Annotated in this window: 9 protein-coding genes; 3 read left to right on the forward strand and 6 right to left on the reverse strand. The window is 63.6% G+C overall.

All coding sequences use genetic code 11. From position 1 onward, the window contains the following. Both HMPREF1023_RS15765 and HMPREF1023_RS11425 read right to left on the reverse strand, forming a co-directional pair. Positions 1–933 (reverse strand): hypothetical protein (locus HMPREF1023_RS15765; protein WP_232228717.1); only part of this gene is annotated, 933 nt, incomplete at its 3' end. Between the two features lie 862 nt (positions 934–1,795). After that, a complete protein-coding gene (locus HMPREF1023_RS11425) occupies positions 1,796–3,307 on the reverse strand; it encodes an FAD-dependent oxidoreductase (protein ID WP_009306477.1) in 1,512 nt (503 codons plus the stop codon). Between the two features lie 222 nt (positions 3,308–3,529). On the opposite strand from HMPREF1023_RS11425, the gene HMPREF1023_RS11430 reads away from it, so the two are divergent. Then, positions 3,530–4,405: a LysR family transcriptional regulator gene (locus HMPREF1023_RS11430; RefSeq protein ID WP_009306478.1), complete on the forward strand. Its 876-nt coding sequence runs from the start codon at positions 3,530–3,532 to the stop codon at positions 4,403–4,405. A gap of 31 nt (positions 4,406–4,436) precedes the next feature. On the opposite strand, the gene HMPREF1023_RS11435 is transcribed toward HMPREF1023_RS11430, so the two are convergent. The 4 genes from HMPREF1023_RS11435 to HMPREF1023_RS11450 all read right to left on the reverse strand — a co-directional run bounded on the left by HMPREF1023_RS11435 (position 4,437) and on the right by HMPREF1023_RS11450 (position 8,024). Continuing rightward, entirely contained in the window at positions 4,437–5,318 is an 882-nt protein-coding gene (locus tag HMPREF1023_RS11435) for a sensor histidine kinase KdpD (protein WP_009306479.1), read from the reverse strand. A 4-nt stretch (positions 5,319–5,322) separates the two neighbouring features. Beyond that, entirely contained in the window at positions 5,323–6,099 is a 777-nt protein-coding gene (locus tag HMPREF1023_RS11440) for an ABC transporter permease (RefSeq protein ID WP_009607865.1), read from the reverse strand. After that, a complete protein-coding gene (locus tag HMPREF1023_RS11445) occupies positions 6,092–7,042 on the reverse strand; it encodes an ATP-binding cassette domain-containing protein (protein WP_009306481.1) in 951 nt (316 codons plus the stop codon). Before HMPREF1023_RS11445 ends, HMPREF1023_RS11440 begins: the two co-directional genes overlap by 8 nt. 250 nt (positions 7,043–7,292) lie before the next feature. Continuing rightward, entirely contained in the window at positions 7,293–8,024 is a 732-nt protein-coding gene (locus HMPREF1023_RS11450; RefSeq protein ID WP_009306482.1) for a response regulator transcription factor, read from the reverse strand. A gap of 624 nt (positions 8,025–8,648) precedes the next feature. Here HMPREF1023_RS11450 and HMPREF1023_RS11455 point away from each other — a divergent pair. Next, positions 8,649–9,185: a hypothetical protein gene (locus tag HMPREF1023_RS11455; RefSeq protein ID WP_009306484.1), complete on the forward strand. Its 537-nt coding sequence runs from the start codon at positions 8,649–8,651 to the stop codon at positions 9,183–9,185. Between the two features lie 592 nt (positions 9,186–9,777). Then, entirely contained in the window at positions 9,778–10,407 is a 630-nt protein-coding gene (locus tag HMPREF1023_RS15520; protein WP_114519586.1) for an endonuclease domain-containing protein, read from the forward strand. The last annotated feature ends 315 nt before the right edge of the window (positions 10,408–10,722 follow it).

Genomic DNA, 10,722 nt, shown 5'->3' on the forward strand with positions numbered 1-10,722 from the left:
GGCAGCAGCCTGCTCTTCGGCGGCCGCGGCGGCGGCAGCCTCTTCGGCAGCCGCCGCTTCCTCGGCCCTCTGGCGCTCGGCCTCCTCCTGCGCGGCTTTCTCCTGAGCAGCCTTCCCCTCCTGCGCCTTCTGCATGGCGGCGGCGTCTTGCGACACCTTGATGCGCACCGTGCGGTCCGCGGATCCGTCGAACGTGCATTCGACGCGCTCGGCTTTGAACAGCACGTCGCCCGCCTCGAGCGAGGACGCGGACACCTCGAACGTGTACGAGCCCGCCGGATACGCCAGCACGTACGTCTTTCCGAGGGCTGCCCTGTGCGAATCGCTCACTTTTGTGCCGTCGGCCTGCGTGCCGGTCACCAGCACCGTCACGGAAGCGGGGACGTCCTCCTCGCCGGCGGCCTCGACGACGAAGCTCAGCTCGTGCTCCTCGGCCGCTTCCAGAAGCGCCTCTTGTTGCTGCGAAGCCGGCTGGTCGGGCTGCTGCACCTGCGCATCGTCGCCGGAGGCCATGCCCGCCATGATCGTGATACCCAGCAGCAACGAGCACGCCGCCAACCCGAGCGTCGCCTTCGGGGCGGCGAGGACCGGCGAGCCCTCCGTAGCCTTCCTGTCGCGCACGAACAGCCCGAGCGACACGGCGCCGCACGCCGCGCCCACGAGCGCGAGCGATCCCGTGAAGCACAGGACCAGGCCGATGATCGCCAGCACAAGCGGCAAGCGCTTGCGCGGCGGTACGGCGGGCTCGTCCCCGGAGGGAAACTCGACGATGCCCCCTTCGAACGAGCCGGGCTTGTACGGCTCCGCGCCTTCTTTGCCGGCGGCATCCGCATCGCGGGCCGACTTCGCGGATCCCACCTCCTTGACGGCACGCTCCGCCTCACCCGAACGCGCTTCTTCGCGCTCAGGACGCTCGATCGGCTCATCCCCCATGGTTCCCATCCTTCCCTCCAACGGGCGCGTTTCCCCCAAGCGGCACCGCAAAAGGGTCGCGCCTCCCTCGAATGACGGCATTGTCCTGCGAAAACGCGCGTCACCCGTCTTATCCGACGCTTCATTCTAGCAAACCGGAAGCACGAACATGATCTTTTCAGTAAGATATTTCGAGGAAGGGTCCTCTTGCCGAGGGCGTCGCAAGCCGCCCTGGCGGCTGCAAGTGGAGTGGCGGCTGGAGCGCGGGGCTCGCGAATCGCACTCCGTCAGCGAAATCGGAAGAAAACGACCATGTTCCCGACTTATGCGCACCTCCGCCACGCCGATTCGGCCTTTGCAGGCCCATTCGCGACACGCCGTGCAACATAATCCCAGGCCAGAAGTTCACCATGGTTCACTTCGCGGCCACAAGCCGTTTCAAAAGCGCACATAAGTCGGGGACATGGTGCTTTCAGGCTGTTTTCGATGGCACAAGTGCGCATAACTCGGGAACTTCCCCACACCGAGCCACCCCGACGGCGGCACCGGTTGAACGGAACCCCGCAAACCCGCCGCTGCAGCGGATGCCGACGGGAGCGCTCGATTTTTACAGGAATGCTGCATTCAACTTGCACCGCCTGGCTCCCTAATCCTACGCGACCAGGAGAAACGCTGCAGAACACGCGCTCCTCAAGAGAACAAGTCGTCCCAAGGCGCTCGAAACGCAACATCGAAGACAGAATCGCACAACGGAATGCTGCCGGCGGACGGAACCTCGCAGGTCGCACAGCATAGCGAAAAGGGCGCCCGGAGGGGGTGGGCGCCCTTTTCTCGAAACCCGCGCGATCGAGTGCCGACTGGCGCTCTTGCGAAACGGATCGTTTTACGAAGCAGAACCTTCCGCCGCAGCGTTCTGCCCGGCGATCCTGCCGATGGTCACGGCGCTCAGCACGGTCCAACCGCTCGCGCAGTTCCATTCGCACACTTCGCCCGTGGCGTACAGACCGGGTACCGGCTCCAAGGTCACGTCTCCCTTGCCGGAGCTTGCCAGCTTGAGGGCCTCGCCGTTCGTGTTGATCTTGACGCCGCCGATGGTCATCGACGTGCTCACGGTCACCGGAGCCGCATAGAACGGGCCGGTCATGGGAACGAGGTGCTCGCCGCTTCGACCGAAATCCTCGTCGAGACCCGCCTCGACGAACCCGTTGTAGCGCTCCACCGTCGCCTTCACCTTCGCCGGATCGAGGCCCACCTGCTCGGCGACCTCCTCGACGGTGTCGCCGCAAGGCCACACGATTTCGCGCACGCTCAGCAGCTTCTCCAGCTCGGGCGTCGTGGGAATCATGAGAACGACTTCCTTGCCATCCTGCTCGTTCTGCTTCGCCAGCACGTCGATCGCAAGAGCCCTGCCGAAATACTGACGGCCCTCGTTGCAGAAGCGCTCGCCGTTCTCGTCGAGCAGAAGCCCGTTCAGGCGCTCGGAGTAGTCGATGAGCACGGGCGACTTCGTGGCCGCGCCGGCCACCGGGCTCATCAGCGGTTGCCATGAGGTGCGTGTGGTGAACACGCCGGCGTCAGACGCCATCGTCAAGCCATCGCCGGTCAGTCCCGCGGCACCCGAAGCCTTCAGGTTCTTGTTCGCAGGGCACAGGGCAACCAGCATGTCGGTGCTGCCCGAATAGCCGCCCGTAGCCAGCACCACGCCCTTCTCGGCCTTGATGCGAACAGGCTCGCGGCCCTTCATAGCCTCGATGCCCACAACGCGGCCGTCAGCGTCCTTCACGAGCTTGGTGACGGCGGTTTTCGTCTCGATGGAGACGCCGGCGCTTTCGGCAGCCGCGGTCATGGCACTCACCATCGCGCCGCCCTTGCCCACCACCTGGTGAACGACGGGCAAGTCGGTGTAGCTCATGCGGGGGCCGACCTCTTCCTCGAACGGGACGCCCAGCTCTTCGAGCCAGTCGATGGTCTCGCCGCACTTGTCGGCGTTCAAACGGGCCACCTCAGGATCGATCGCACCGAACCACTCGGAATGCGCCATGAACCAGTCGTAGATCTCGTCCGGTGAAACATCGATGCCCTGGGCCTTCGCCAAACGGGTGCCCCATCCGGAAACGATGCCGTCGCATACCGCGGAATCGCCGCCGAGACCGTTCTCCTTCTCCAGAAGGACGACCTTCGCGCCTGCCTTGGCAGCTTCGATGGCTGCCGCATGCCCGCCTGCGCCCGAGCCGACCACCACCACGTCGAACGTTTCCGTCCAATCGCCGTCAGCAGCCGACGAGCCGCCCGCACTGCATCCCGAAAACACCGATGAGGCAGCAATGCCCATCGCGCCGGCGAAAGCGGCACCGACGAACCCCCGGCGAGAGAGATCCCCTTCTATACGCTCCATCCCTTTGTTCCTTTCAATAATTTGAACCGTCGAGTCGAAACCCGACATGCAATCAACGGTGAAACCATTGCAGGAAGCTCCCCATCCGACGCGTCTTCGAATGGCTCCGATTCAATCGGAGCATCACCAATCATACAGGCCGTGCAATACCCTGCATATTTCAAGTATGGTAATCTGGGTATAAGGCAATGCCTTATACAGGGGAAGAAACGGGGAGGCGCCATGAACGATGTCCAGCTGAGGTCATTCACAGCCGCAGTGGAGCTGGGGAGCTTCAACAAAGCGGCGAAAGGCCAGTTCCTTTCCGTGCCCTCGTTCGCCCAAAGGATCAACTCGCTCGAAGCTGAGCTCGGCTACCGCATCCTTGAGCGAGGCCCGAGCGGCGTGCGCCCCACCGATGCCGGGCTTGTTCTCTATCGGGCTGCGAAAGAGGCTCTCGACATCCTGGACAAGGCGAGGGAAGAAGGGCGATCCGTCGCGGAGGAGCAACCGGCCGAGCGCGTGACGATCGGAGTCTGGTGGCAGGTCCACCCCTTCATGATGGAAGCGGTTCGTCAGATGGCGCAAACGCATCCCCGCCTCAAAATCGACTTCGTGGAAACCTCGTACGGCGACGCGGCAGAAGGGTTCGCGCAGGGGCTGTTCGATCTTTTCTTCTCTACAGACTCGCTTGCGCTGCGGCAGATGGGAGCCTCGTTCACGCCGCTGTCGCGCGAGAAATACTACTGCGTGTTCTCCCCCGAAAGCCCCTTGGCGAAGCGCGAGACGATATCCACCGACCTGCTCGAAAACATCACGGTGTACGCAGGAGCGGACTATCGCGACGTTCCCGAGCTGCACGAGTTCGAATCCTTTTTCGCGCGAGACAACGTGGTGAAGGAATCCATTTTCAGGGAGAAGCTCACCATGGACTGCCTTCGAGGCGACGCCGTATCGTTCTTCAACCATTCCAACATCTCGAAAATATGCCCGCCGCTGGAAGCGCGCCCCATGGAGTGGCCGCCCCTCGCCTACGGAGCCCACGTCCGTCCCGGTGCGCCGCGCGTCGTGCGCGACGTGCTGGATGCCTGCATCGACAGCTTCAAGCGAACCGGCTGAGCCGGTGTCGCCGGGGCACCCGATACGCCGGCTACTGCAGTTCTACGGTCACGCGGAGGACGCCCCCCTCGAGAGAAGCGGCGACGGTGGCTCCCAGGGCGGCAGCCAGCTGCGAGACGATGGCCAGGCCGAGGCCGGCGCCCGCACTCGATCGGGCGCCGCCTCCTTGATAGAAGCGCTCGAACAGGCGGTCGATGTCGATCGCCGCCGGATCGGCCACGAGGTTCGCGAACGTCACGCACCCGCCGCGCTGCTCGATGACGGGCGCCGCCGCACCGTGGCGAAGCGCGTTCGCCGTCAAGTTGCGGAAGATGCGCGCGAGCGCCTCGGCATCGGCCTGCACGACCGCCTCGTCGTCCAGCAGCACGCGCGGCTCCCAGCCCCGCTCGCGGAACTGCGGGTACAGCCCGGCCAGCACGTCTCCCAGCACGTCGGCCGGACGCACCGGCTCGTACGCCACCTCGAACGACGGATCGTGCACCTGGGCGAACGAGAACAGGTCGTCCAGCAGCACCCGCACGTCGTCCAGCCGATGGGCGGCGGCGCTCAAGTAGCGCTCCTTCGCCGCGGGATCGGCCTCGTCCTCCACCAGCTGCAGGTAGCCCTGCGCCCCGGCCAGCGGCGTGCGGATGTCGTGCGACAGGCACGTGAGCCCCGCTTGGAACGCCTGGCGCGCCTGCTGGGAAGCGATGCGCTCGTTTTGCAGCTCGTCCAACTCCGCATTCACGCCGCGCGCGATGCCCAGCACGCCGCGCGTGCGCACGAACGCCGTCATGCGGGCATTGCCGGTAGGTTCGCGCTGGTCGAGGAATCGCGCCATGCGCCGCAGCTCCCGCTCGTATCGGAAGGAGACGAGCGCCGCCCCCGCGGCGAACGCCGCAATCGCGACACCGGCCAGCACGAACCCGTTCATGTTCCTACACGTCCTTTCGAGCGCACACGCCCAGCGCCACCGCCACGCACGCCACCAGCACCGTGCCGCACGAGACGAGGATATGGCCTATGTCGCCCGGCGACGCCAGCAGCGCCTGACCGCCCTGAACCAGCAGCGCACAGCTGCCGTACGGAAGCCATTCCGCTGCGCGAGCGAGGGGCTCCCATGCAACGGAAGTGCTCGCGAGCAGTGTGACGACAATGCCCACACCCCTACTCCGCGTCAACCAGGTTGCCGTCGCGGCCAGCATTCCATACGTCCAAAGGACAAGCAGCAGCAACCCGTACCAGACGGCGATTTCCGGGACCGAATCCGCATGGGCGTACGCGAACCCTGCCGCCTTGAGAAGGATTTCGAACACAGCGATACCGAACACCGAGAACGCCGTCGAGAGCATGACGACGAACACGATCTTCCCGCCGTAGTAGTCCAAGCGATCCCGTCGCGACAGGGGCAGGCTCTTCACGAAACCGCTTGAGAAATCAAGCGCAAAGAACTGGGCGACCACCACGGAGACGAGGAGGACCGTCGTCCAGATCCACAGACCGGACTGGGTCTGCGTGAAGCTTCCAAGCTCCTTGCCGTTTTGGATCGCCATCGACGAGGGGCCTTCCCCGCCCGTCGCGCTAAGGTCAGGCATGGCCGCCGTGCTCATCATATACACCGAAAACGCCACCGCCGCGAGGATAATACCGAGCGCTACATACAGCGTCTTGGTCTTGATCAGGCGATATGCATCCATGCGCAGGTACTTAAACATGAGCAGCATCCCCTCCCATGAGTTCGAGGAAGTAGTCTTCCAAATCACGCTCGTGGACACGCAGTTCGTACACCGGGATATTGTTCGCAGCCAGGAACGTGCCGAACACGGTCGCGTCGAGCGCTGCGCGCTCCTCCGACACGCCCCGCAAGCGCAGCGTCCCGTCCGGCAACACCGTGCAGGCGATACCAGGATATGCCTCGGCCAGCAGCGCCAGCGTGCGCTCCGGCTCAGCCGTGCGCACGACCAGGTAATCGCCGCACGCCTGGGTCACTTCGTTCGCCGTCATCTCGCATACCATCCGACCCGCGTCGATCACGCCGTAGCGCGTGGCGATGCGCCCCAGCTGGTCCAGCACATGCGAGCTCACCACCACGGTGATGCCGCGCTGCTCGTTCAAGCGGATGATGAGGTTGCGCATCTCGCGCACGCCCTCGGGATCCAGCCCGTTCATCGGCTCGTCCAGCAGCAGCACGTCGGGCGAGCCCAGCATCGCCAACGCCAATCCGAGGCGCTGCTTCATGCCCATAGAGTAATTCTCCGTTCGCTTCCCGCCCGCAGAACCCAGCCCCACGACGCTCAGCAGCTGCTCGATTTCCCCCACATCGTCCACGATGCCCAGCGCAATAGCCTTGCAGCGCATATTATCGAACGCGGTCATGTTGGGGTACAGTCCAGGGCTTTCCACCAACGCGCCGATGCGGACGGCCTCGCTGTACTCAGCGCTGCCCGACGGGTCGGCAACCAGGCGGTCTAACAGACGCACCTCACCCCTCGTGGGGCGAATCATCCCGCAGATCATCTTCATCGTGGTCGATTTTCCTGCGCCGTTTCGGCCGACGAAACCGTAGATATCGCCGCGGGCGACGTGCATGTCTAGCCCGTCGACGACGTTGCGACCGCGATAAGCCTTGCACAGGCCTCGCGTTTCAATTGCCAGCACGCGATTCTCCTTCCTGACGGCTTGCCGCAACGTCCGCTTAGCCTTTCAGAAGCTGAGAGTTTTCGCACACGGCCCATCAGGCCGCTTAGCTCAAACCCTCAGAACCTTCAAGGTTATGCGGCTCGCTGCAGCAATCCCGCCTACTCCTGCCGTGAACGCTCTGTCATCCACGATACGGAGAAGGCGTTAGGGAACCTTCCCGAAAACGTTAAGAAAGTTGTAAGAATGCGCGCGACGGCAAGCGAACCGCTCATTCGGCCAGCTTGAAGCCGATGCCCCATACCGTTTCGATCTCGCCGGCCGAATGCGCGGCGCGCAGCTTGCTGCGGATGTTGCTGACGTGCACGTTGATGGCCTTCTCCTCGACCGCGCTTTCCTCGTTCCATGCGATCTCGAACAGCTCGCGCTTCGTGAACACCTTGCGCGGACGTCGCACGAGGGCTTCGAGGATGTTGAACTCAAGGCGCGTGAGGCGCACGGGTTCTTCCCGCACCGAAAGCGTGCGGGCGTCGACGTCGAGCGTCCAGTCTTTGTAGCGCATCGCGGTTGCGGCGGCGGGTTCGGGGAGGCGCTCGTCGGAAGGCGCGCCGGACGCGGATGCGCGGCGAACGTCGGCGTGGCGCAGCTGCACCTGCACGCGAGCCAGCAGCTCGTCGAGGTCGAAGGGCTTGGTCAGGTAATCGTCGGCGCCCAGCTTCAGCAGCGCCACCTTGTCGGCGGCGGTCGTGCGCGCCGACATCACGATGACGGGCATGTCGCCGCGGGCGCGCACGAGGCGCACCACGTCCTCGCCCGCCATGCCCGGCAGCATGAGATCGGTGATCACGAGGTCGAACGGCTCGGAGCCGGAAAGCAGCAGCCGCCCCTCGCTGCCCGAGAAGGCCTGCGTGCAAGCGAACCCGTTGCGGCGCAAATGCACCGCCACCACCTCGTTGATGTCGGCGTCGTCCTCGATGATCACTATGGATGCCGGTTCGCTCATAGAGGGTATTGTACCGCAAGGCAAACGCGGGAACCCGCATTTCGAGAGCCGCAACCGCACGCACCCTCTTTTCGCTCCAAGCCCAAACGGCAAAACCGGCAGTGAAACGCGCTCTGCCATGGAAAAGGCCGAAAACGGCAATGTCCCCTACTTATGCGCACTTCCGCCAAGCAAGTCTTAGACTTCTGCGCGCCTCATCGTGAACGTGATCAGGGAAATACCTGGTCACAGAATCTTTTGAATTGCGAGAGCCGCAAAAAAGAGAAGGTTGGAGCCTTTCGGAGCGCACATAAGTCACGGACATTGCCTTTTTCGGCCTTTTTCATGGCAGAGCAGCGCATAAGTCGGGAACTTTTCCATCATGGACGCGATGGCGATGTTGACGGAAAGCCCCGAAGCTCGCACCTATCGGAGAGCGCTCAAGCATCGCCTCGAAGAGGAAGGCGGTCGGTTGGTTGCAGAATGCAGCCAACTGAAAACGCAGTCTGCGGAAGACAATAGTTCTACCGCACCGATGCCGGCACCACCGAGCAGATCCTGCGCCTCGTCCGGTCCATCCCCTCGCCCAAGGCCGAGCCGTTCAAGCTGTGGCTCGCACAGGTCGGCAAAGAGCGCATCGACGAAATGTTCGACCCCGAGCTCGCCATCGAACGCGCCATCGAGTACTACCGCCGCAAAGGCTACACCGAGGACTGGATCAGCCAGCCCCTGTTCTCCATTCGCGCGAGGAAGAACCTGACGTTCGAATGGCGAGAACGCGGCGTGAAAACCAATTCCGAATACGCCATCCTGACCAACGACATATATCACGCCTGGTCGGATCTGACCGCCCGCGAGTACAAAACCTTCAAAGGCCTCGCCAACGAAAGCCTGCGCGACAACATGAGCGACCTAGAGCTAGCTTTGAGCACGCTGGCGGAAGCCACCACGGCCGAGGTCGAGCGAGCGACCGACCCTGAAAGCCTCCCCGAGCACCGCGAGGTCGCACGCTCAGGCGGCGAGGTGGCGGGCATCGCGCGCAAAGCAGCCGAGAAGAAGATCGGCGGGCCCGTCATCACCTCGGCCACCGCGCCCGATTTCGGTCGCCTCATCATGGAAGTGATCGAGGTGCAGGCCATCGAGGAAGAGGGGGATGCGCTAAACGCCGATGCGGCCGAATAGGCGCGCACCCGATCGTGGCGGCAAGATGGAACCGGCTGTCGGCCTGGCCGTCGGTCGCTTGCATCTTGCTGCACTCGCATTCCCGCACCGCCTTTCGCGTGCTAGAATATCGGCAACAAAGAGCCAGTGCGAGCGCCCCTCCTCACGAGGCGGCCCATTGCGGAAACCGTGCCCTCGTTTCCCCTACCACGCCCGTAAGATCCTCTCAACCCAAGGGCACTGAGGAGGCGCGGTGGCTTCACCCTCGATATGCTTCGGATACGAAACCGCTTTGCAGATCCTGCGCACGACCGGCCCGCGAGAGCGAACCCTTTTGCGCAGCGGAGCGCACACGATGCCGGATCGAGCGCCTAGCATGTGCGCCTTTCGGCAGGCCCTCGAATCGCTCGAAACGTTGCACCCATCCATGATGCTCGAACAGCCTGCGCATCTTCTGGTGTCTCGCGTATCCCAATGCAGATCTACAAGCGCTTTCACGGTGCGCGTATGCAAAACGACCTTGCACGGACACCCCTTTCACCGGCTCGGCAACGGCGCGTACGTAAGCTCCGCACCCCTCGCCTTCGTGCATATCGCAGCCCAAGAAGACAGCATGATCGCGCTGCTCGAACTCGGTTACGAGCTGTGTGGCTCCTATCAAACCAAACGAACCGGCACGTCGTCCGCCTATCAGGTCGAACCCCTGTCCTCAGTCCGCTCCCTTGCAGACTTCGCCGCCCGGAATCCGTCGCTTCGTGGCGCAGCCAAAGCCGCGAAAGCCTTGCGCTATGTCGCCGACAATTCGGCCTCCCCGCGCGAGACCAAGAAAGCCATCCTCCTCGGCCTGCCCATGATGTACGGCGGATACGGGCTGGGCATTCCCCGCATGAACTACGAGGTGAAAGCCAACCCGGCCGCACAAGCGCTCACGGGCAAATCGTGTTTCCGGTGCGATCTATGCTGGCCGGAAGCGAAGCTTGATGTGGAGTACCAAAGTCGGGAATCGCACTCCGGGGAAGAGAAGCGCATCGAGGACTCCCGAAGAACCAATGCGCTCGCTTCCATGGGATGGACCGTCGTCTCCGTCACCAATGACGAGCTGGACAGCCTAGTCGCCACCGATGCGATCGCGGACAGGATCCGCAAGCACCTCGGAAAGCGATCGCAGGTGCGCGTGGCAAACTACCACTCGAGGAAGCTGAAACTCCGCAGACAGCTCGGCCTCCCAATAGGGTACGACTGACCTTCGATGCATCTTCCAGGCTGCGATTCGCACAAAAAACCGCGACGTTTGATTCCTTGAAGAAAGCCGAGGGAGCGCCGATCGAGGGATCTCGACAAAACCGCAGGTGGGAAACTCGAGCCCGGAACCCGTCCGAGATGCGAAGCCCTCCGTCCCGCTCGAACGGCCCTTTCACCATCGAACGTCGCCGCTTTTTGTGCAATCCTGCGCGAATTTTGCGCATTGGCCGCCGGCAGCGGGTAGTGAAACACGGACAAGAAAGCGGCCCGGCGGGACACGGCGGCCCGGAGGGGCGGCGGGTCAGCGGGGACGCGG

Source organism: Eggerthella sp. 1_3_56FAA, assembly GCF_000185625.1.
In the GTDB taxonomy this organism is placed as follows: domain Bacteria; phylum Actinomycetota; class Coriobacteriia; order Coriobacteriales; family Eggerthellaceae; genus Eggerthella; species Eggerthella lenta.

Coding starts and splice junctions, on each gene's coding strand:
- HMPREF1023_RS15520 (WP_114519586.1), top strand. CDS start 9,778: ATGATCGCGCTGCTCGAACTCGGTTACGAGCTGTGTGGCTCCTATCAA.
- HMPREF1023_RS11435 (WP_009306479.1), bottom strand. CDS start 5,318: ATGAACGGGTTCGTGCTGGCCGGTGTCGCGATTGCGGCGTTCGCCGCG.
- HMPREF1023_RS11440 (WP_009607865.1), bottom strand. CDS start 6,099: ATGTTTAAGTACCTGCGCATGGATGCATATCGCCTGATCAAGACCAAG.
- HMPREF1023_RS11450 (WP_009306482.1), bottom strand. CDS start 8,024: ATGAGCGAACCGGCATCCATAGTGATCATCGAGGACGACGCCGACATC.
- HMPREF1023_RS11455 (WP_009306484.1), top strand. CDS start 8,649: ATGTTCGACCCCGAGCTCGCCATCGAACGCGCCATCGAGTACTACCGC.
- HMPREF1023_RS11425 (WP_009306477.1), bottom strand. CDS start 3,307: ATGGAGCGTATAGAAGGGGATCTCTCTCGCCGGGGGTTCGTCGGTGCC.
- HMPREF1023_RS11430 (WP_009306478.1), top strand. CDS start 3,530: ATGAACGATGTCCAGCTGAGGTCATTCACAGCCGCAGTGGAGCTGGGG.